The 21,091-nt window shown below is 55.7% G+C and carries 17 protein-coding genes; 10 read left to right on the top strand and 7 right to left on the bottom strand.

Features of this window, described 5'->3' with window-relative positions; all coding sequences use genetic code 11:
* Positions 1–35 precede the first annotated feature (35 nt).
* Positions 36–275: a nitrilase-related carbon-nitrogen hydrolase gene (locus BUE18_RS13580; RefSeq protein WP_073476561.1), complete on the top strand. Its 240-nt coding sequence runs from the start codon at positions 36–38 to the stop codon at positions 273–275.
* A 213-nt stretch (positions 276–488) separates the two neighbouring features.
* On the opposite strand, the gene BUE18_RS13575 is transcribed toward BUE18_RS13580, so the two are convergent.
* From BUE18_RS13575 to BUE18_RS13545, 6 genes are all read right to left on the bottom strand, one after another.
* Complete coding sequence (locus BUE18_RS13575) at positions 489–1,595, bottom strand: MBL fold metallo-hydrolase (RefSeq protein ID WP_244549322.1); 1,107 nt, start codon at positions 1,593–1,595, stop codon at positions 489–491.
* 36 nt (positions 1,596–1,631) lie between these two features.
* Positions 1,632–2,303: a spermine/spermidine synthase domain-containing protein gene (locus BUE18_RS13570; RefSeq protein ID WP_073476578.1), complete on the bottom strand. Its 672-nt coding sequence runs from the start codon at positions 2,301–2,303 to the stop codon at positions 1,632–1,634.
* Positions 2,304–2,450: 147 nt separating this feature from the next.
* Entirely contained in the window at positions 2,451–2,654 is a 204-nt protein-coding gene (locus tag BUE18_RS13565) for a YwbE family protein (protein WP_012609288.1), read from the bottom strand.
* 117 nt (positions 2,655–2,771) lie between these two features.
* Complete coding sequence (locus BUE18_RS13560; RefSeq protein WP_073476559.1) at positions 2,772–4,475, bottom strand: DEAD/DEAH box helicase; 1,704 nt, start codon at positions 4,473–4,475, stop codon at positions 2,772–2,774.
* A gap of 562 nt (positions 4,476–5,037) precedes the next feature.
* Positions 5,038–5,379, bottom strand: a complete 342-nt coding sequence (locus tag BUE18_RS13550; protein WP_073476555.1) for a hypothetical protein — start codon at positions 5,377–5,379, stop codon at positions 5,038–5,040.
* A 34-nt stretch (positions 5,380–5,413) separates the two neighbouring features.
* A complete protein-coding gene (locus BUE18_RS13545; protein WP_073476553.1) occupies positions 5,414–5,884 on the bottom strand; it encodes a PTS sugar transporter subunit IIA in 471 nt (156 codons plus the stop codon).
* A gap of 259 nt (positions 5,885–6,143) precedes the next feature.
* Between BUE18_RS13545 and BUE18_RS13540 the strand changes: the two genes are divergently transcribed.
* The 6 genes from BUE18_RS13540 to BUE18_RS13515 all read left to right on the top strand — a co-directional run bounded on the left by BUE18_RS13540 (position 6,144) and on the right by BUE18_RS13515 (position 14,218).
* The gene (locus BUE18_RS13540) at positions 6,144–7,130 is read left to right on the top strand and encodes a sigma-70 family RNA polymerase sigma factor (RefSeq protein ID WP_073476552.1); all 987 of its coding nucleotides are present in this window, start codon (positions 6,144–6,146) and stop codon (positions 7,128–7,130) included.
* 56 nt (positions 7,131–7,186) lie between these two features.
* Positions 7,187–9,037, top strand: coding sequence for a tetratricopeptide repeat protein (locus tag BUE18_RS13535; RefSeq protein WP_073476550.1), 1,851 nt, complete (start codon positions 7,187–7,189; stop codon positions 9,035–9,037).
* A gap of 86 nt (positions 9,038–9,123) precedes the next feature.
* Entirely contained in the window at positions 9,124–9,831 is a 708-nt protein-coding gene (locus BUE18_RS13530; RefSeq protein ID WP_073476548.1) for a Bax inhibitor-1/YccA family protein, read from the top strand.
* A gap of 25 nt (positions 9,832–9,856) precedes the next feature.
* Entirely contained in the window at positions 9,857–11,080 is a 1,224-nt protein-coding gene (locus tag BUE18_RS13525) for a hypothetical protein (RefSeq protein WP_073476546.1), read from the top strand.
* Positions 11,081–11,134: 54 nt separating this feature from the next.
* Positions 11,135–12,484 carry a phosphoglucosamine mutase gene (glmM, locus tag BUE18_RS13520; protein ID WP_073476544.1) on the top strand — a complete coding sequence of 450 codons (1,350 nt, stop codon included), beginning with the start codon at positions 11,135–11,137 and terminating at the stop codon, positions 12,482–12,484.
* A 237-nt stretch (positions 12,485–12,721) separates the two neighbouring features.
* Positions 12,722–14,218, top strand: coding sequence for a succinyl-CoA:acetate CoA-transferase ScpC (locus BUE18_RS13515; RefSeq protein ID WP_073476542.1), 1,497 nt, complete (start codon positions 12,722–12,724; stop codon positions 14,216–14,218).
* A 207-nt stretch (positions 14,219–14,425) separates the two neighbouring features.
* Here BUE18_RS13515 and BUE18_RS13510 read toward each other — a convergent pair whose 3' ends face one another.
* The gene (locus tag BUE18_RS13510) at positions 14,426–16,195 is read right to left on the bottom strand and encodes an alkyl/aryl-sulfatase (protein WP_083611008.1); all 1,770 of its coding nucleotides are present in this window, start codon (positions 16,193–16,195) and stop codon (positions 14,426–14,428) included.
* Between the two features lie 438 nt (positions 16,196–16,633).
* Between BUE18_RS13510 and BUE18_RS13505 the strand changes: the two genes are divergently transcribed.
* The 3 genes from BUE18_RS13505 (at position 16,634) to BUE18_RS13495 (ending at position 20,921) form a co-directional block, all read left to right on the top strand.
* Entirely contained in the window at positions 16,634–17,251 is a 618-nt protein-coding gene (locus BUE18_RS13505; RefSeq protein ID WP_170868364.1) for a PAS domain-containing protein, read from the top strand.
* Positions 17,252–17,356: 105 nt separating this feature from the next.
* Positions 17,357–17,713: a hypothetical protein gene (locus BUE18_RS13500; protein ID WP_073476539.1), complete on the top strand. Its 357-nt coding sequence runs from the start codon at positions 17,357–17,359 to the stop codon at positions 17,711–17,713.
* Between the two features lie 805 nt (positions 17,714–18,518).
* Positions 18,519–20,921 carry a DUF362 domain-containing protein gene (locus BUE18_RS13495; protein ID WP_073476538.1) on the top strand — a complete coding sequence of 801 codons (2,403 nt, stop codon included), beginning with the start codon at positions 18,519–18,521 and terminating at the stop codon, positions 20,919–20,921.
* The last annotated feature ends 170 nt before the right edge of the window (positions 20,922–21,091 follow it).

Genomic DNA, 21,091 nt, shown 5'->3' with positions numbered 1-21,091 from the left:
ATTTTGCATAAAAGGAAAGCTGTCCGAGGCTTGTCATGAAATTCAAAATCGGATTGATACAGCCGAAAATTCGTCATTATCAGGTGGAAGCCAACCTGGACATGTACGCCGACCGGCTTCAGGAGCGTAAGCAGGCCAAAGTGCAACTGGCGGTGTTGCCGGAATTTTTCCCCACGGGAAACACCCTGGAGACCAGGCTGCTGCAAACAGCCGTCCAAACCGGCGAAAAGACCACCCTATGGATGAAGCGGCAAGCCGCAGATTTGGATTTGTAATTTCTAATATTTATAATATGCATTCCCACGCACAGCATGGGAACGAGATTCCTGCGGCGGCAAAAGCATGGGATCATTTGAAGTTTGCGGCTTCCATTGGCGAACAGGCCACACTTCATATGCTCACGCACCCTGGCAGGATACTGCTCTGCCGGGGCTGCCCACTCCCATTTTTAAAGTTTTAAGGCCGTCCCCCGCGAAATCTTTTTTGTTTTAATCATCCTTTATTGGAATGACCTGTCCTATATCCGGGATGATGAACCGGGAGGCGTCGCGGCCTTGATTTGCGATTTGGCGTTTCAGGTCCAGGGCCGGAAATCCCGGGGGCTCGTCGCTCAGGCGAAAGGTTCCCCATTGGGTGGGGATGAAGAATCGGGCGTGCAACTCGTCAAAGGCCTGGAGGGCTTCCGAGATATTCATGTGCTGGTAATGCATGAACCATCGGGGATGGTAGGCCGTGGTGGGGATCAGGGCGTAGTCGATGTCCGGGAAGACCTTGCCGTATTCCTTGTATCCGGGAAAATATCCGCTGTCCCCGCCCAGATAGACGACCGTGTCCCCCTTGATCAGCATGAAGCTGGCCCACAAGGAGGCGTTGCGGCCCATGCCCGCGCGAATGGACCAGTGCTGGGCCGGCAGGCAGACCAGCCGGAATCCGTCCGGCGCCGCTGTCTCGTCCCACCAGTCCATTTCGTGCACATTGGTTTTGTTCATGCCTTCCACGGTTTCTTTGAGGCCCAGGGGAACGTAAACCAAAGCGTCTTCGGGCAAGGCCTTGACGCTGGCGGTATCCAGGTGGTCGTAATGATTGTGGGAAATGATCACCCGCACCTTGGGGGCGACGTTTTTCAAGTCTTCCAGGGAGATTCCCGGGGGAGTCCGGCGGGGCGGCAGCAAGGCCCGCTTGCTGAACATGGGATCGGTGATCCAGTATACGCCGTCTATGCGGATTAAAAAGGTATTGTGGCCGATCCACATAATGAAGTCGCCCTGTTGCGCCTTGATGCGCTCCATAGGATTGGGCAGAACCTGGGGCAGAAAGGATTCCTCTTCCTCCGTGAATTTTTCTTTGGGGGAAAGCCGCCAGCCCATGACGTCCCGGAAGCGTTTTTCCTGGTACCGGTTCCAGGGGGCGAAAAATCGGCCGTCTTCAAGGTTCGGAAGGTAGAGGGTGTGGGGATCGATGGACTCGTTCAGTTCGGCCCAGGTTTTTTCGTCAAATTCCGCAGCCTGCTTCATGGCGGATCGCCGCAGAACCAGTCCGGCGATCAGGGCCAAAGCAAGGACGCACAGAAATGCAAAGAGGATTTTCTTTTTCATGGCGTTCAAAATAGGGGAAATTGGGAGATTCCACAACTATTTCTTTTTAGCGATCCAGATGAAGTGGCGGGAGCCCTTGCCCAGATGAGCCCGAACCTTATGGATCTCCACCTGAAATCCGGCGGCCTTGAGCCTTTTGGTGAACCTGGAGTCCTTGGCCGCGGACCAGACGGCCAGCACGCCTCCGGGGCGGAGGGCCTTGCGGGCTTCCTCCAGGCCTTCGGGCTGATACAGGCGGTCGTTTTCCTTTTGGGTCAGGCCTTCGGGACCGTTATCCACATCCAGGAGAATGGCGTCAAAAGCCTGCCTGCTTTTTTGGATGGTCTGGGCCACGTCGCCCTGAATGACGGCGGCCCGCTCGTCCTCCAGAGGCTTGTCGGCCAGATGCCCTATATAATTCTGGTTCCAGCGAACCACGGCCGGGATCAGCTCGGCGACCACGGCGGTTCCTGTAGCGTCCAGATGCTTGAGGGCGGCTGCCAAAGTATAGCCCATGCCCAGGCCGCCGATGAGAACGCGGCAGCCGGCCCTGTCGGCCACGGCCCGGCAGGCCAGCCGGGCCAGTTCCTCTTCGGAGCCGTGCCTGCGGCTGTTCATGAGCTCCTGTCCGTCTATGCGGATGGAATACTCCTTTCCCCGGCGGTGCAAACTGACGGCGCCGCCGTCAGCCGGCGTCTGGGAGGTTTCCATCATTGTCCAAGGTTTCACGGAATCATCGTCTCCTGATTCGCTCTGATCCTGGCCGGATTTTTCAAACAATCCCAAAAAATGTTTAAACGGGTTCGCCATAACGCCCTTTCCGGTCCGTCCAAACCAGCGGCCATAAGCCTCATTTTCGCTGACTCGGCTGCGGCCTTATTCGGCGACGCTATACACCTTTTTCACCCGCCCCACCAGCCCGTTTGTCAAACGCACCTTGATTCCATGGGGATGGGAGGGGGATTTGGTCAAGAGATCCTTTACCTCGCCCCGGGTCAGCTTGCCCGACCGCTGGTCCTGCTTCAGCACGATGTCGGCCTCCATGCCGGGCTTGATGTCCTTACGCAAAGGGACGCTCATGATAGTTCTTTCCCGCCTTTTTCGGCGTGACCTAAATGGCAGCAAAAACCGGGCCTAAACTTCGAAGCCGTGGCAAAGCATGCGTTACTTCTTTGCTTTCTCACGGCTCCGTTCCGTTCAGGCCGCCTTTTTACGGCTTTTGTCGCCGGGCTTTTGCTTGTCCGCCGCCCGCACCTGAAAGGCTTTGCCGTCCAGGGTGGCGTTTTCCAGGCCGCGCAGCACTCTGGGGGCCAGGCTTTTTTCCACTTCAAAAAAGGAAAATTCCCGGTTCAGGTCGATCTGTCCGATGCTGCGGGACTTGATGCCGGAATTCTCGCAGACCAGGCGGACGATGGCGCCTTCGTTGACCTTGTCCAAACGGCCCCTATTGATGAAAAAGCGCTGGGTCTTCCGGCCCTTGAGCCTGTCTTTTTTCGGGCCCTTGCCGTGACGGCCTTTCCCGGCGACTTTTTCCCGGGAAAACTTGGCGCCGGCCTGGCCCTTTACTTTTTCCCTGGGCTTGGCGTTGATGTCGCCGGCGTTCCGGTAATAATCCAGGAGCCTGTTGAATTCCGTGGACACGGCCTTCTGGATGATTTCCTCCCGGCTCAGGCCTTCAAAGGCTTCCAGGATGTCGGGCATGTATTCGGCGATGTCGTTTTCCCGCACCGAGACCGAGGCGATATTCCCGGCCAGCCCGGCCACCTGCTTTTGGCAGATGTCCCGGCCCTGGGGCAGGGAGTCCAGTTGGAAGGAAAACTTGCCCCGGCGCTCCAGGTCCCTGAGGCGGTATTTCTCCTTGGGAGTGATGAGGGCGATGGATTTTCCCTGCTTCCCCGCCCTGGCGGTCCTGCCGCTGCGATGGGTGTATGCCTCGGGATCGTCGGGCAGAACGTAGTGAATCACGTGGCTGATGTCGTCCACGTCCAGGCCCCGGGCGGCCACGTCCGTGGCGGCCAGCACCTGGACCGCCTTGCGGCGGAACCGGCCCATAACCTGATCCCGCTGGGGCTGGGACAAATCCCCGTGCAGGGCGTCGGCGTTGTAGCCGTCCGCCATGAGGGCTTCGGCGATTTCCTGGGTGTCCTTGCGGGTGCGGCAGAACACCAGGCCGAACATGTCCGGGCAGTAGTCCAGGATGCGCTTGAGGGCCGCGTAGCGGTTCTTGGCGTGAATCATGTAACAGATGTGGGAGATGTCCGGGGACGCCTGATTGCGGGCGCCCATGGAGACCTCCACGGGATTGGTCTGGTAATTGGCCGCAATGGCCGCCACGCCCTTGGGCATGGTGGCGGAAAACAGCCAGGTGCGCCTCTCCTCGGGCAAGGCCGATAAAATGGCGTTGATGTCTTCCTGAAAGCCCATGTTGAGCATTTCGTCCGCTTCGTCCAGGACAACCCGGGTGACATGGCCCGGCTTGATGGCCTTGCGGTTGATCAGGTCCAGAAGCCGGCCGGGGGTGGCCGCAATAATCTGGGCGCCGCCCTTTACGGTGCGGATCTGCTTGACGATGTCCGCGCCTCCGTAAACGGCCGCCACGCGGACGTCTTCCATGTACTTGGCGAAATTCCGCAGGTCTCCGGCGATCTGCAGGCAAAGCTCCCGGGTGGGGCAAATGACAATGGCCTGGGGCCTGGAGATTGCCAGGTCGATGCTCTGGATCAGGGGCAGGCCGTAGGCGCCGGTTTTTCCGGTGCCCGTCTGGGCCAGGCCCACAAAATCCCTTTCCCCTTCGATCAGATAAGGAATGGCTTTTTCCTGGATGGGGGTGGGTTTTTCAAAGCCCAGGCTTTCCACGGCTCTGACCAGTTCGTCCGAGAGCCCTAATATTCTAAAATCCATGTAGATGTTTCTCTTCCGTCGCAAGCGACAAAAAAAACCGCCCGGGGCAATCCGGACGGCGTCGTACTCAAGAATTCCCTGCGGCCGGGGAATTTATCAACCAAAACCAACGCCCGGCCTTGTTAACCGCTATACATATCACACTTATCGGCTTTATGGCAAGGAAAATTTGCGGCCCTCCTGAAAGCAGTCCATGTCCACGAAATCCTTCACCGCAGCCGCCCTTTTTGTTGGGTTTCGCAGCGGCGATGAAGACCTTATGATGCGTTTGGGCTCAATGCATTTTGTTCTGACAACACTCCTTTTCATGGCTCTACCCAACCTACGTTTTATCCATAAAAATAATAGGTTGGATAGAGATTGCAGGACTTTCCTTACTAGGGCGGCCCAGGCATTTTTTTTTGCCTGGGCCGCCCATTGTCATCGGCGGCGGCATAGATCGTTATTCCCGCAAAGCCAATCCGTTTTTCAGACTCGGTCGCAAGCGGGGGCCCTGCGTCATTCTTTCGTGATGATTGATCAGGCCGTCAACTGTTTTTTCCCTTTTGATTGAGACTTGATATTAAAGCGCTTCCAGGCCCAGGGCGCCTTTGTCCACCAGGGGGACGACGAAGTAAAAGCCCTGGGAGGGCTTGCCGGTCTGGCGGAACAGGCTTTGGATGAAGCCCGTGGCCTTGTCCAAAAGCTCCTTGTCCTCCACGGCGGTGAAGATGGTTTTGTTGTGGGTGGCGCCGCCGGTGGTCATGGTGCGGAATCCTGCGAATATGGGGATGTTGTTGCTGATAAGCTGCAAGAGATCCGTGGTTTCGGCCACCGTGGCCTCCGTGATGCCCATGTCGATCCATCCGGTGACCAGGTCTTCCAAAACCTGTTCGTTATTTATTACGGCGATTAGCAAGTACATGGCGTTTTATATTGCATCCCGGAAAACTCCCGCTTTAATGAAAAGCCATGGAATTTTCAATTTCTTTAATGTGGGAAAACAGGTCCCCGGATGAGGACGCGGACCGCACGTCATCCAGAAAATTCGTTGACTTCACCAGCCTGGAAATGGCGGCCAGCAGGCGAAGGTGGAGGCTGACCCGGGCGTTGGGCACAACCATGGCGATGATCACGTCCACGGGATGGGCGTCCAGGGCTTGAAAATCCACCGGCCGGGCGAGCCTGGCGATAACCACCGCCGGCCGGGTGACTCCGGCGCACGCGGCGTGGGGGATGCCCACGCCCCCGCCGATGCCGGTGCTCATGATGTCCTCCCTTTCCTTCATGCAATCGTAGACCGTGCGTTTATCCGGCGCGGCCCCGCATTGGGCGAAGGCCTGGGACACAAAGTGAAGGATTTCCTCCTTGCCCCGGATGGGAGCGTCCAAATAAACCTGCTCTGGCGACATATAATCAGTAACTTTCATGACTTGCCAAATCCCGGAAGTGTATTATTGTTAATCATGGACCATACAATAAACGTAAGTGCAGAAAAAAATCAATCATTTATCCTCCTTTATACCAGCCATGAAGCGCCGGCGCCGCCAGGCGCTCCATCCCAATTGACACCGTAAACAATATGTGGGATACTTTCCTAGTTAAAATCCGGCCATCCTGGACGCAAGGGGAAACATCCGGGAGAAGCGGACCGACAGGGAGGCGACTTTTTTTTAAGAAAGTGCTGATATGACGGAAAATAAAGGCCAATCATTGGAAGAAGAGCAAAAAAAGGAAAAACCGGCCAAGGCCAAGCCGCCTGCGGTCGTAAGCAAGGCGTCTAAAGAAAGGGCTCTGGTTTCCTACGATCCCCTGCAAAGGTATCTATCTGAAATCAGTAAATATCCCCTTTTAACCCGAGAAGAGGAGCGGGAGCTTGCGGTCCGGGTTCAGGAATTTGACGATCCGGACGCCGCCTACAGACTGGTAACCGCAAACCTGCGTTTGGTTGTGAAAATCGCCCTGGAATTTCAACGGGTGTGGATGCAAAACCTCCTGGATCTCATCCAGGAAGGCAATATCGGGCTCATGCAGGCCGCCAGAAAATTCGATCCGTACAAAAACGTCAAGTTTTCGTATTATTCGTCCTTCTGGATCAAGGCTTACATCCTCAAGTTCATCATGGACAACTGGCGCCTGGTTAAAATCGGCACCACCCAGGCTCAGCGCAAGCTTTTTTTCAAGCTGAAAAAGGAAAAGCAAAAGCTCCTGGAGGAGGGGTTCGACCCCAAACCCAAGCTGTTGTCCGAAAAGCTGGGCGTTTCGGAGCGGGACATTGTCGACATGGACCAGCGCCTGAACAACTGGGATTTGTCCCTGGACGCTCCGGTGAAGGACGACTCCGACTCCGAACGCATCGAATTTTTATCCACTCCCAGCGAATCGGCCGAGGATCAGGTGGCGCGCAAGGAGATGGAAACCATCCTGCGGGAGAAAATCGACATATTCCGCAAAACCCTCAAGGAACGGGAACTGGAAATCTTCGATGAACGGGTGTTTTCCGACTCTCCCGTAACCCTGCAGCAAATTGGAGATCGCCACGGCATTTCCCGGGAGCGCGTACGGCAGGTGGAAAGCGGCGTGGTGAAGAAGCTCAAAGCGTTCCTGGAGAAGGAAATTCCCGACTTTTCCAATTACCAGGGCGGCTTTGAACCCGACACCCAGGGAAATCCCTGAAAAATCCCGGCCGGGCCCTTTGGCCCGGCCTTTTGTCATTTTGCTTTGGAGCCGCGATGTTTAACGTACCCAAAGGCGCCTTTGATTTCAAACCGGCTGAACAACCGCCGAAAAAACCCGCATCCCGCAAAAACGCCTCAATTCCGGTTCGCGCGGGCGTATGGGCCTTAGTGGGCCTGGCCCTGCTTATAACGCCCGGATGCGTCCGTTCCGGCCTGGCCGTCAAGATGCGGCCGCCCGGGCAATCTGCGCCGGCCAGGGCCGTCATACCGGCGCGGGAGCGCCAGGAGATCATTATTCCCGAAAGCAGCGGGGCCTATTACAATTACCTGCTGTCCCAAAGAATGCTTTGGGATAGAAACCTGGACGCGGCTTCGTTATACCTGGACAAAGCCATCGCCAAGGACCCCGAATCCCGGTTTTTAAAGCAAGGGCTGTTGGAAATCCTCGTGGAAAAGGGCAATTACCAAGGCGCCCTGGAGGAGTCCGCCCTGCTTTTGAAAGAGGACCCGGACAATGTCCGGGTTTTGCTGACCCGGGCCGCGGTCCTGCTGCAGTTGAAAAAGTGGAACGAGGCCGCCGCGGCCTATGAAAAGGTTCTCAAGACAGCCCCGGAGGAATCCCAGACTTATTTTCTGTTGGCGGAGACCTATCATAAGGCCAACCAGCCGGAAAAGGCCATTTCCGTCTACCAGCGCTTCATCGAAAAGCTGCCCAACTCTCCGGACGTGATCAGCGCCTGGTTCTTTATCGGCAGAGTCGCCTATAATATGGGAAATTTCGCCCTGGCGGCCCAAGCCTTTGAAGAAACCCTTCTTTTGAAGCCCGACTTTGAACAGGTTCAGCTTAACCTGGCCGAGGTATACAGGGAGTTGGGAGACGACGCAAAGGTCCAGGCCATATACAGCAAGATGATGAGGGACGCCCCCTCGAACACCCTGCCCTATCTGGGTCTGGGCCAGTATTATCTTTCCAGGCGGGAGTTGGAAAAGGCCAACGAGGTTTTCGGCAAGCTGAGGGAAGAGCATCCCCAGGATCCCCTGGTTGCAAAGGGCGTCGCCCACTCTTACATAAACAACGGGTATTTCGCCGAAGCGGCCGAAATATTTTCGGAACTGCACAAACAAGCGCCTAATGACGGGGAGTTGTCCTATTTTTTGGCCTACGCCCTGGAATCCACGGGCCGCAAGCAGGAAGCCCTGGAGGCCTATCAAAGCATTCCGCCCAAGTCCTCCTATTATTTCCAGGGGCTGATTTACTCGGCGTACCTGACCGGCAAACCTGAAGACGCTATGGCGGCCCTGGAAGCGCTCAAGGCCGTGGAGTCCGCCGACCACCTGGAGACGGAATTCGTCATCCACGCCTCCAATCTGCAGCAACAGGCCGGCAACCAGGAATTGGCGGTAAAAGCGCTTACGGACCGCATCGAAGAGGAGCCGGACAATATCAACCTGCTCTACTCTTTGGGCGTTCTCTATGACAAACAAGGCGACAAGCAAGCCTGCATCGAAACCATGAAGCAGGTTCTGAAAATCGAGCCTGAAAACGCCGACGCCCTGAATTTTTTAGGCTACACCTACGCGGACCTGGGCCAAAATCTGCAAGAAGCGAAAAAACTGGTGGCGAAAGCGCTGGAAATTTCGCCGGATGATGGTTATATTGTGGACAGCATGGGCTGGGTGTATTTCAAACTGGGCGAGTTTGAAAAGGCCCTCGGGTATTTAAAAAGGGCTGTGGAGCTCGCCCCGGACGACCCGGTCATCCGGGAGCATTTGGGCGACGCCTATTTGAAGACGGGCGATCCTGAAAAAGCCCTGGAAACGTACAGAATTTCCTTGCAGGGAAAAATCCTGCGGGGCGACGACCCCACGGAACTGAAAGAGAAAATCAGGGCCTTGGAGCAATAATGCAGGTTATCGGCCGTTTTTAAAGAGGGGGCCGATAATCAGACGACATAACATTTGGATTATTACAATTTACGGAGGATACCACCATGGAACCCATCACCTATCAATCCCCGGAACAAGTCAAGGCGCGGGTAAACGCCTTTGTAGCCAGCGTGTACAATTGGATGTTCATCGGCCTGACTTTGACCGGCGTCCTGGCTTACGCCACGTTCCAGGTTCCGGCGCTGACCCAGCTGATATTTAACACTCCGGGCGTCTTTATCGGCTTAATCATTGCCGAATTGGCGCTGGTGTTCATTTTAAGCTCACGAATCACAACCATGAAAGCCAGCACAGCCACGGGCATGTTTGTGGCTTATTCAGCCTTGAACGGCCTGACCATGTCCTTTATTTTCGCGGTCTACGCCAAAACCGCCATATTCGGGGCCTTCTTCGCCACGGCCGGCACCTTTGCGGCGTGCAGCGTATACGGCTGGGTCACGAAAAAGGACCTGACCTCCATGGGCGGGTTTATGTTCATGGGGCTGATCGGAGTGATCATCGCCTCGGTGGTCAATATATTCCTGGCAAGCACCGCTTTGTACTGGGCGATCACCTACCTGACCATTGCAATTTTTGTGGGCCTCACCGCCTACGACACCCAGAAGATCAAGGAAATGGCCCTGACCCAGCCCGACGACATCGGCGCATCCGCCGTGCGCAAAGGCGCTATCATGGGCGCCTTGGCCCTGTATCTGGATTTCATCAACCTGTTCCTGATGATGCTGCGCCTGTTCGGCGGAGGCAGGGACTAACAAGGACCGATGAAAGCGGCTTTTCATGGCCAACAGACAGATTGACATATTGCTGAATCGCGGGGTTGCCATGCCTCATCCCGAAAGCGTGTTCGTGGGTGAGGAGGTCAACCCCGCACGCATTTCAGGCCGGGGCGTGGTCATCCATCCGGGATGCCGCATCTCTGGAGAATCCACGTGCATCCTGGACGGCGCCGTGCTTGGCGAGGAAGCCCCGGCGACAGTGCAGGACTGCCAAATCGGCCCCAAGGTCAAGTTGAAGGGCGGTTTCTTTCAGGGGGCCGTGTTTCTGGAAGGAGCTTCCATGGGGTCCGGCGCCCATGTACGGCCGGGAACCATCCTGGAGGAGCAGGCCAGCGGCGCCCACAGCGTGGGGCTTAAACAGACCATCCTGTTTCCTTTTGTCACTCTGGGAAGCCTGATCAATTTTTGCGACTGCCTCATGGCCGGAGGCACGGACCGTAAGAATCACAGCGAGGTGGGCTCCTCGTTCATCCACTTCAATTACACGCCCCAGCAGGACAAAGCCACGGCGTCCATGATCGGCGACGTAGCCCGGGGCGTTATGCTGAACCAGCCTCCCATATTCCTGGGCGGCCAGGGCGGCCTGGTGGGCCCCTGCCGGATCGAATACGGCAACGTAACCGCCGCGGGAACGGTCTGGCGCAAGGACGTTTCCAAACCCGGAAGCCTGCTTATGGAGCGCGCCGCGCCCAAGGCCTGCATGCCCTTCACGCCCGGCGTGTATAAAGCGGTCAAAAGGATCGCCGCCCATAATCTGGCCTATATCGCCGACCTGCTGGCCCTGCGTTTATGGTACGTGCACGTCAGATCCTGCTTTTACAGGTCCGGCCTGGAAAAAGCGCTGTTTGAAGGCCTGCTGGATGCCTGCGGCAAAGCCCTGGATGAACGCATCAAACGATTCAACGCTTTTTGCGGCAAGCTGGAAAAATCCAACGAAATGCTGCGAAAAGCCGGCCAGGGATCGGACGCCCTTTTTGCGCAAAAAACGGACTTGGCGGAAAAGGCGGACGAAATTTCCGCCTGCCTGAAAAAATGGAAAAGCGCCTCCCAAAATCCCAACGGCGGAGAGTCCTTCATCGCCCTGGCCCGGGCCGGACAAGGCGCCTACCTGGATTTCATCAAAAGCCTGTCTCCCGAACAAGCCGCCCAGGGAACCGCGTGGCTGAATGGTTTTATTGAAAAGATTTTGGAAGAAAGCCTTGCCATCATCCCCTCCTGCCGATAAAAAGAATCTGTCAAAATTCATTCAGTCCGATAACTTCATTCGATTGGGGAAGACGTGGATAACAAGGCGGAAAAACTATTCGGAACCGACGGGGTGAGGGGAAAAGCCAATCAACATCCCATCACCCCTGAAATGGCGGTTAAAATCGGCCGGGCCGCAGCCCTGTATTTTCAATCCCGTAAAAACGGCGCCGTGAAAATCGGCATAGGACGAGACACCCGCATATCCGGAAATATGCTGGAGTCCGCGGCGGCCGCCGGCATATGCTCCGCAGGGGCCGGCGCCATGTTCGCGGGCGTCATTCCCACTCCCGGGCTGGCCCATGTGATCCGGGAATTCGACCTGGACGCCGGCGTCATGATTTCCGCCTCCCACAATCCCTTTGAAGACAACGGCCTGAAGATTTTCGGCGGCAGGGGCTTTAAACTTTCCGACGAAGTGGAAAAAGAGATAGAAGCCCTGGCGTTCAAGGATTTCCCCGGAGGGCCGGTAGGGGAAACCCATCAGATTCCCGACGCCCAGGATTCCTACGCGGCCTTTTTGCAATCCCTGCTTCCCGGCGACAAGCCTCTAAAGGGCATGAAAATCGTCCTGGACGCCTCCAACGGCGCCACCTATTCCATCGCGCCCCAGGTCTTTTCCGGGTTGGGCGCTGAAATCATTCCTTTGTTCATCACCCCGGACGGAATAAACATCAACGTGGATTGCGGGTCTCAGCATCCCGAAACGCTCCGGAAGGAAGTGATTGCCAACAAGGCCCACCTGGGCCTGGCCTTTGACGGCGACGGAGATCGCCTCATCGCCGTGGACGAGACGGGCGCCCGGATTTCCGGAGACCAGATATTGATCATTTGCGGCGCCTGGCTCAAGGAAGCCGGCAGGCTCGCCCAAAACACCATTGTCAGCACGGTCATGAGCAACCTGGGATTCAAAAAAGCCCTGGATCGCATGGACATCCGCCATATCGCCGCGGACGTGGGAGACAGGTACGTCCTGGAAGCCATGCAGGCGTCCGGCGCCGTCATAGGCGGCGAGGATTCCGGGCATATGATCTTTTTGGATTGCCACACCACGGGCGACGGCGTTCTTTCCGGCATCCAGTTGATCGGCGCCATGCTCCACTTCCAAAAGCCCTTGTCGGAACTAGGACGCATGATGGACGTCTTCCCCCAGGTTCTGATCAACATCCCCGTATCTTCCAAGCCGGACCTGGCCACTGTAAAACCCGTGGCCGAAGCCATTGAAAAGGCGGAAAACGAATTGGGCGACCAGGGCAGGATTTTGGTGCGCTATTCGGGCACGCGCCCGGTCTGCCGCGTGATGGTGGAAGGCCCCACCAAAGAAGCCACCCAAGGGACCGCCCAGGCCATCGCCGAAGCAGTCCAGCAGGAGTTGGGCGAATAACGCGCCCCCTATCTCTGTTGCGCCATGGCGCCTGCGAGCGAGAAGGACGTTTTGCAGGGCCTGTAAAAAAATAGGCCGGGGTGTAAGAAATCCGGACGCCAACGCCCCGCAGCAACGGCGCACTCCCGCCCCGCCAGCCCTTTGTTTGGTGCATGTACAAGCCCAATTGAGCTTGGTACAAAGGTTGCAAAATCTTTGCTCGGTCGCAGCGTAACTTTAACGGAACGGAGCAAAAATATGACCAAATACGGACCTTATCCAGTTATCACAGCCAAAGAAGCGGCGAGTTTCATAAAAGACGGACACACAGTCGGCTTTTCCGGGTTCGGAGCGGCGGGCGGCGCCAAGGCCGTGCCTTACGCCCTGGCGGATAAAGCCGAAAGCGAGCACCGCAAAGGCCGGCCCTTTGCCATGCGCGTGCTGACCGGCGCATCCAGCGGCCTTGCCATTGATGAGGTGCTGGCCCAATCCGGCGCCATTTCCTGGCGCGCCCCTTACCAGACGGGTAGAAGCCTGAGAAAGCAGATCAACAATCAGGACGTGGAATATGTGGACATGCACCTATCCCACGTTCCCCAGGCCATGCTGTTCGGATTTTTCGGCAAGATGGACGCAGCGGTTGTGGAGGCCTCGGAAGTCACTCCGGACGGCAGGGTGTACCTGACCACCTCCATCGGCATATCCCCCACCATGCTGGCCCTGGCCGACAAGGTGATTATTGAAATCAACACGGTTCAATCGCCTCGCCTGCGTGAAATGGCCGACATCGTGACATTGCCTCCGCCGCCCCACAGGGACCCCATTCCCATCGCCCATCCCATGAGCCGGATCGGCGTGCCCTATGCTACGGTGGATCCCAAAAAAGTAGCGGGCGTGGTGTTGAACAGCGAACCGGACACGGTTTCGGAATTCTCCCAACCCAATCAAGTGAGCCGGCAGATCGCCGGGCATCTGGTGGAGTTCCTGGCATCAGAAATGAAAGCCGGGCGCATTCCCAAGGAATTTCTGCCGCTCCAGGCGGGCGTAGGCAACGTGGCCAACGGAGTCATGGGCGTTTTGGGAACTCACCCGGACATACCGCCTTTCTCCATGTATACGGAGGTGTTTCAGGACTCCCAGGTGGAGCTCATGCAACAAGGAAGGCTGCTCGGGGCCAGCGCTACAAGCCTGAACATCACGGAGGACGCCCTTGGCGTGATCGTAGATAACATGGACTTTTTCGCCAAACGCCTGATCCTCAGGCCCCAGGAACTCTCCAACCATCCTGGAATCATCCGCCGTTTGGGCGTGATCGCCATGAACACGGCCCTGGAAATGGATATTTACGGCAACGTGAATTCCTCCCATGTTTACGGCATGGACATCATGAACGGCATCGGCGGCAGCGGGGATTTTTCCAGAAACTCCTATCTGGCCGTGTTCATGACGCCTTCCATCGCCAAGGACGGAAGGATTTCCTCGGTGGTGCCCATGTGCCCCCATATTGACAACGGCGAGCATTCCGTGCAGGTGGTGGTTACCGAGCAAGGCCTGGCCGACCTGCGCGGCCTGGGCCCCCTGCTCCGGGCGAAAAAGATCATCGAAAACTGCGCCCACCCCATGTATCGGGATTATTTGTTCCGGTACATTGAAAACTCCAGGGCCGGCCATATTCCCCATGATTTGAACAAGTGCTTTGAGCTGCACCGCAACCTGATGGAAACGGGCTCCATGCTGCCGGGGTTGAGTGCATGATTATGGCGAAAAATAGGACTTTGGAAAGCAGATTGTTGGGTTTCGCGGGAAAATCCCAGGAACTATACGGCCGGACAGGCGGGAATAGGAAATAACTTTTGGGAGCGCAAACGCAGGCCCTACTCAACCTACCTCTTTTTCAATAACTATCAGGAATTATGAAAAATCAGGGAACGCGAGTGCGTTCCCTGATTAATATTTCCAACCTTAGGCAGCAGGTTCAAAAGCCAGCTTGGGCGCGGGCGTTTTGAACATCTTCATGAACTTGGCGAACGCGATGGTTCCGCCCTTTTCATAGTCGAATCCCGCCATGGTCGTCACGGGATTGCGCAGGCCGCTCAGCATTTCCTTCCAGATCTTGGAGTCCACCTTCACAAGGATATCCGGGTCATCCAGCAAACGCGGCTGAATTTCTGCCACGCCCCGGCGCACATGGATGGTGAAGTCCTTGCCCGCGTCCGTAAACCTGATGGCAACCTTCTGATCCAGGTCAGCGCTCTTGACCGGATCCAGGCCCACAGCCATTAACTCGAAAAATCCCTCGATGGGAAATCTGTGCACCATTTCCGGGCTGGACTTGACGTCTCCGGTGCTGGCCACAAAGTTGTCCCGGATTTCCAGGGCTTCGGTCAGATAATAATGGCGTGCGTTGGCGTTTTCCTCCCGCTCTCCCATTTTGATAAGCGCCTGGGAGCGCAGGCCTCTGGCGTCCTGATTCTGCGGATCCAGGGCGATGATGTATCCGGTCAACTGCAAGGCCGCCTGAAACTGGCCTTGGTCAAACCTTGCCTGGGCTTCTTTTTGAAGATTGTCCTTACCGCCCGCCAGGTCGGCCATAAGCTGGGCGTTGTCTTTTTGGGACAAGGGCTGAAGCGTGGCCGAATCCCCGTCAAACCAGCCCAGGTTTCCGTCGAACAAAGACCGGAGGGACCAGGACACCTTGCCGTAGTACTCCTGCAAATAGGGAGAGGCCGCCAGATGAGGCGGCAGATGGACCTGCTCCACAATCTGGTCCGGCGTCATGCCCATATTCATGCACCGGATGCCCTGGTCATGCACGTACTGGATGGCGTCCCGGTAGTCCGTGGCGATGGCGTAAACCTTTTCCGCGCCGAAAATCGGCTGGCCGTGGCTGGGGACCATGATTTCGGGTTTGAGATCCCGGATAATGTCCACGCTCTGATACCAGCTTTTAACGCTGCGATAAGGCGTTCCCCGAATCGTATACAAATTGGGAAAGGAGCGGTACAGGTTGTCCCCGGTCATCAGAATCCGGGGCCCTTTCAGCCAGACGTAGATGGTGTCGTTGGTTTCGCCGGGCGCGTAAATCAACTCCATTTTCACGCCGGCGACTTCCACGTCCATTTTATCGCGAAAGGTTTGCGTGGGCGGGATGTAGCCAAGCTCCCGGTCCGGGCCGATGCCCAAAAACGGACCAATGCCGTCGTTCTCCAAGCCTTCCTGGTCCAGAAAATTGCCGAACATGCGCATGCTGCGGTTGCCGATGATGGGCTTCATCTTGCTGACAAGACGATTTACGTAATAGCCCAGGTTTTCGTGAGCGTAGACCTCGGGCTCGCCGCCCTCCGCAAAGGCCTGGGCGCCGAATATGTGGTCCGTGTGATTGTGCGTGTAGATAATGGCCTTGACCGGCTTGCCGGAAATCTTGCGGAACTCCGCCAAAACATCCCTGGCTTCCTGGAGGCTTTCCATAGTGTCCACAATAATCAGGCCGTCGTCGCCTTCGATCATGATGGAATTGGCCAAGCCAAAGCCCACCGCGGAATAGATATTGTCCGCAATTTTATACACCTTGCGTTCAAAATGCTTGGTGTGCTCCTTCAGGCTGCCTGCAGCCTGCACATTGGCGATTGTCTTCTTCTCCATGGACGGCTGACTGCGGAGCTTGATGAAAAGCCCCACTCCTCCTGCGCCAACGAGCAACAGGACAACCAATACCAGCAATACTTTTTTCATGAGCGAATCCCCCTAACAGCTTGCAACTTTGACGATTATGCCGGAAAGCAGAAGGCCTTTCGGCGATGAGTGTACACACTTGACTACATTACTGTTGCACGCTTGTCAAGAAATTTTGAACCAGACGTTGATTTCCGCAAGGGCCATGAACGGCGGCGAAGGCTGTCCGTCTTCGGCGCCTGTTGCTATACAAAGGGTTTTGGCGCGCCCGCCTACCAAAAAGCTGCAAAAAATAAAACCGCTGCTCCTCGCCATGGTGCTGTAATTAGGGCTTGAAAAATAGCCATATATCAGTTACTATTGATTAATTTTGAGGCATTTGCCATACAACGAACTCATTTACTTACCCCATCTTTACTGTTACGGAAATGGTCCCCAATGGCCCCGAAGCCGACGTATTCCGAGTTGCTAACCAAAATAAAAAATCTTGAGCAAAGCGTGAAAATATATCGTTCACTGGCCGACAACAGCTCGGATCTTTTATACAGGACAAATCTGCAGGGGGAGATCATTTTCATATCCCGGTCAGTAACCAAATTGTCCGGCTACACCGTGGAAGAGGCTATCGGCATGCAAATGGCCGAGGAAGTCTATCTGGTTCCCGAGGAAAGAAAAAAATTTACGGCCCTTTTGACGGAAAAGGGGCATGTAAAAAACTTCGAGGCCCGATTACGGCGCAAGGATGGCTCCGTCTGGTGGGCCTCCACCAACGCCCATTTCTTTAAGGATGAAAAGGGGGAAATCGGCGGCGTGGAAGGCATCACCAGGGACGTCACGGAACTGAAAAACGCCTTGGACAGCCAAAAAGGCCTTATTAAACAACTGCAGGAAGCCCTTGACAACGTTCAAACCCTCCGGGGCCTATTGCCCATTTGCTCCCGATGCAAAAAAATCCGGGACGACAAAGGGTATTGGGGGCTCATCGAGTCGTACATCGAAACCCACTCCGAGGCGAAATTCAGCCATGGCTTGTGCCCGGTATGCTCCGAAGAGCTATACGGCGACAAAGAGTGGTATAGAAAAATGAAGGACAAAAAAATGAACGAGTCATCCTGAGCATCGTTTCCATTTATGAAAATGTCAACCCAATAGGGCTTTTGATTGTGGAAAGCCCGTCATCAAGCTCAAATAATGCTTTTATAGGATTAGGCGGGACAGCTCGTGCACCAGGAATTTGAAGACCATGTATGCTTCCTGATAATACAGGCTCCGGTCTTTCTGACTGCGGCGCTATTAGGAATCCTATCCACCAGCCTCATGCTCAATCCCCTTTCCATGGGGATGATTCTCAGCTCCATGATTGCAGGCGGCGTTTGGTTCATGGCCAATTTCCATGCTTGGAGAACCGGCTCTAATTTTTTTAGTGTAATCGCTATTATGTTCGCTGTTGCAGCCTCCCAGACATTGCCCAAAGCATTTTACGGCGGCCTAACAGGATGGATTACGACCATACACGTTTTATCAATCATGTTTGCCGTCCACTCCTTGTTGCTCCTGTTGTTCAAAGGGAAAGTGTAACCCCCCGCTTGTTATTCGCAGGATAAGCCCTGGTTCAAAAAAGTAATTATATTCATAGACAAATCCATAACGATGGGTCCCGGCTTGAAGCGATCCTGAAAAACAAATCGCCCTTGCCGGATGACGGGCTACGAGAGGGGAAGAAGGTTTTAGGAGAATCCATTTGTTGGGTTTCGCTCACATGGTTTTGGCTTTAAACATTCCCCCGGCAAAAGATGGACAGCCTCCTTAGGAAAGGTTTCGCAAGCTCTACCCAACCTACTATTTTTACATGAAAAGACGTAGGTTGGGTAGAGCGCTGAAACAGAGCGTTGAAGTGGAAAAAAGGCCCCTTGCCTGAACACCCAATAAGGCCTGCATCCCTGCTGTGAAACCCAACAAATTGATTTCAGGGGGACGATACTGATTTCAATTGTCTCCACCTACAGCATTTTTCAGTCTTGAAGAATGCAGTTTACATCCCCACAATCTTCCTTCAGTGGCCGCTCTCCGTCATCCCCGTGAAGCACTTCCGGAAACGGGGACCCGGCGCCGTTGTGGGTTATTGGTACAATATGGACTACAATCCAAAAGGTGAATATATTACTATTTTGACAGCAACTTGGCCTTAACAGCCCTCCGGGAACTGGCCGGCGCGGGCGCCGCACAAAAATAAAATGAGCGCTCGTTTTTCATTTTTTCTTGACGAGTGTGAAAATAATCCATAGATAATAGGAGAGCGTATTAAAATGGAATGCGGCGGCGCCTCCACGCTTCCCAATCCTCCCCAACCCTTTAAAATCATAATTTATTCTGCAAGGGAATCATGACGCAAAAAAACGACATCACGGTACAATCGGATATGGGGGAAATCTCCCTGGACAGCTCGGGCGCGGCCATCGGAGCAGCCAGGGTTTCGCCTGAAAAATCTTATATCGGCTCGCCCGCGCTTTTGAAAAAGGTGATCGAAGAGGACGACCAGGAGGCCTGGGCGGAGATCAAAGCCAAGATCGATTACACCTACGAAAATATGGACAAGGCCATGTCGGCCCTGGATCAGGCCGAGGGCTTGTTGCTGAAAGTGCAGGCCAGGATCAAGACAGGCAAGAAGCTGTTGCTCAAACCCAACCTGGTGACCGTGGAGAACATCGAGCCCTATTCCCACCTGCTGTTCAACGGAGCGGTGGCCAATACGGACTGGGCCTTTTTGGCCGCGATTATGCGCTGGTTCCACGATAAAGGCGGCGTCCGGTACGGCCAGATGTGCATGGGCGAAGCGGCCTCCAACAGCGCCTATCGGGCCGCCCAATACACCCGGATCAAAAAGACCGGGCGGGCGGTGACGCCTGAAGCCGCTTACGAAGGCAAGTGCGACGACTTTTACGGAGGCTGGGGCTTTTATTTTGTCAGGCGCTACCTGGCGGACACCCTTCCCCAAGGCTCGGACGAAAACCCCATGCTGGGCTATGACGAAAGTTTGACCGGCGAGTTCATCGCTCCCGGCGATGCGGGCGGCCGCCTGATGATCTACGACCTCAACCGGCTGCATGACGATCCCCACCGGGGGCGGGCCATCGACCTGCCCGACGGCCAGTGCTTCAAGTCCATTATCCTGCACAAGGCCATTGTGGGCGGCGATCCCGCGGATCCCGAGGACTGCCGCAAGTATCCCGGCTGCGTCCTGGTCAACGTACCCAAGCTCAAGGTGCATTCCCAGGCCATGTTCACCAACGCCATCAAGAACTTGGGCATTGGGCTTTATCCTTTGCAGGCCAATCACGCCGGTTGCAAAAAATGGATGTACGGCACGCCGGACACGGACATTCCTGTCATCAAAAGCCGCATCCCCCATCAGGTTTGGGTTCCTGAACTGGACCCCAAACAGATGATTCCGGTGAAGGGCGAGGACGGCGTCTACAAGGTGGAGAAGACCGGCGGCCTCACGGGCACCATGCTGGACATCATCCGGGCGGCGGCCAGCCAGGACGTGATGATGCTGCACATTGTGGACGGCATCGAGACCGTCAACCGGGACCACCAGGGGGTAGGCCTGGGCCAGGCTTTGGCCGAAGGCCTTATCATGGCGAGTTCGGACGTAGCGGCCGTGGATTTGATGTGCGCCCGATATCTGTTCTGCAACATGGGCCTGAAAAAGGCCGTGGAAGCCGGCCTGGACGACGGATTCGGAGGCTTCTTCCCCCAGATTCAGCCCGTTCCCAAGCTGGACGGCAAGGCCATCACCACCGGGCAGGCTCTGGACAACCCCATCTCCCGCGATTTTTCCATCGCCAAAGCCATAGAGTGGGGCATGGGGCAATCGGATTATTTTGTAACGGGCTGGGACGACGTTTCCGGAGCTCCGTTGGCGTCCTACGGAGGCAGGCTGGGGTTTGTGAACGACGGCGCGTATACGGACATCCACACCAGGCACATGTACTGGGACATCTATAAAATGCCCTGGGACCTGCAGAAGACCTTTTTCGGATACCTGGACGCCGTGGATGAACTGGAAGGCCTGAACATGAAAAAGGAATTCCTGGCAGCCTTTGATGAAACCGGCGACGGGGTGGTCAGCTACGAGGAAAACGGCAAAAAGGGCATTTTCGGGCCCAGCCTTTTCCTGGGCGGCCAGTTCATCAGCTATCGGGGCGAGAAGGACCAGAAAAACGTCTTCAAGGGATTTTTCGACCTGACGGCCAATCCCCTGCGCGGGACCGATCCCGCGTGGAGCGCTGAAGGCCACTATTTCAACCGGGAATTTTTCTGGGGTTCCCAGGCCGTGGCGGCCATGGCCATGGCCTTCATGAAAAAGGACGTCCCGGACCAATTTTTTCCGGACATGACCTGGGGGAACGGCAATTGGCCCAGCTTCGCCCAGCTTAAAAACGCCCATATCCATCAGATTACTTACGGCTGGAAGTTCCCCAAACGCATAGGCTTGTTCAGCTTGTGGGGCTGTGCATTCGGGTATGCGGACAGGTACTTGAACAACAGCCGGTTTGTGGGGGAGAAATTCGGCGTTCCCAACCCCAAGGCGCCCGACTTGTATTTGGACGCCCTCAAGAACGGCGAAATCAAGCCCCTGGATTTTATGCTTTACGTGCCTGAAGGATTCGGCGCCGGCGGCATGGTTCCCCATGTCCAGGAGACGTCCGACCCGGCCAAGGTTTTTACGGTCGAGTTTGACGGGGGAAAGATCCAGTGGCCGGACAGGCCCTTGGAGGAGTAAATCCGAAAAAGGCGCTGGGCTCCCGCTTGCAGGAATGACGAGTTGTCAGGGCAAAAGATAGTTCTGGGGACGGCAATCCATTTGTTGGGTTCCGTTCCTAGGCTTTTGGCTTCCAGCGTTGCTCCCGGCGCACAAGAAAACAGTCTCTTTAAAAAAGCCATGCGAACTCT

Source organism: Desulfatibacillum alkenivorans DSM 16219, from assembly GCF_900142135.1.
In the GTDB taxonomy this organism is placed as follows: Bacteria; Desulfobacterota; Desulfobacteria; order Desulfobacterales; family Desulfatibacillaceae; genus Desulfatibacillum; species Desulfatibacillum alkenivorans.
This window is presented reverse-complemented; position numbering and strand designations above follow the sequence as displayed.

Excerpts from the sequence above, each read along its gene's own strand:
- BUE18_RS13575 (WP_244549322.1), bottom strand. The coding sequence starts at position 1,595 with ATGAAAAAGAAAATCCTCTTTGCATTTCTGTGCGTCCTTGCTTTGGCC.
- BUE18_RS13535 (WP_073476550.1), top strand. The coding sequence starts at position 7,187 with ATGTTTAACGTACCCAAAGGCGCCTTTGATTTCAAACCGGCTGAACAA.
- BUE18_RS13580 (WP_073476561.1), top strand. The coding sequence starts at position 36 with ATGAAATTCAAAATCGGATTGATACAGCCGAAAATTCGTCATTATCAG.
- BUE18_RS13540 (WP_073476552.1), top strand. The coding sequence starts at position 6,144 with ATGACGGAAAATAAAGGCCAATCATTGGAAGAAGAGCAAAAAAAGGAA.
- BUE18_RS13515 (WP_073476542.1), top strand. The coding sequence starts at position 12,722 with ATGACCAAATACGGACCTTATCCAGTTATCACAGCCAAAGAAGCGGCG.
- BUE18_RS13525 (WP_073476546.1), top strand. The coding sequence starts at position 9,857 with ATGGCCAACAGACAGATTGACATATTGCTGAATCGCGGGGTTGCCATG.
- BUE18_RS13560 (WP_073476559.1), bottom strand. The coding sequence starts at position 4,475 with ATGGATTTTAGAATATTAGGGCTCTCGGACGAACTGGTCAGAGCCGTG.
- BUE18_RS13510 (WP_083611008.1), bottom strand. The coding sequence starts at position 16,195 with ATGAAAAAAGTATTGCTGGTATTGGTTGTCCTGTTGCTCGTTGGCGCA.
- BUE18_RS13495 (WP_073476538.1), top strand. The coding sequence starts at position 18,519 with ATGACGCAAAAAAACGACATCACGGTACAATCGGATATGGGGGAAATC.
- BUE18_RS13530 (WP_073476548.1), top strand. The coding sequence starts at position 9,124 with ATGGAACCCATCACCTATCAATCCCCGGAACAAGTCAAGGCGCGGGTA.
- BUE18_RS13565 (WP_012609288.1), bottom strand. The coding sequence starts at position 2,654 with ATGAGCGTCCCTTTGCGTAAGGACATCAAGCCCGGCATGGAGGCCGAC.
- BUE18_RS13550 (WP_073476555.1), bottom strand. The coding sequence starts at position 5,379 with ATGTACTTGCTAATCGCCGTAATAAATAACGAACAGGTTTTGGAAGAC.
- BUE18_RS13545 (WP_073476553.1), bottom strand. The coding sequence starts at position 5,884 with ATGAAAGTTACTGATTATATGTCGCCAGAGCAGGTTTATTTGGACGCT.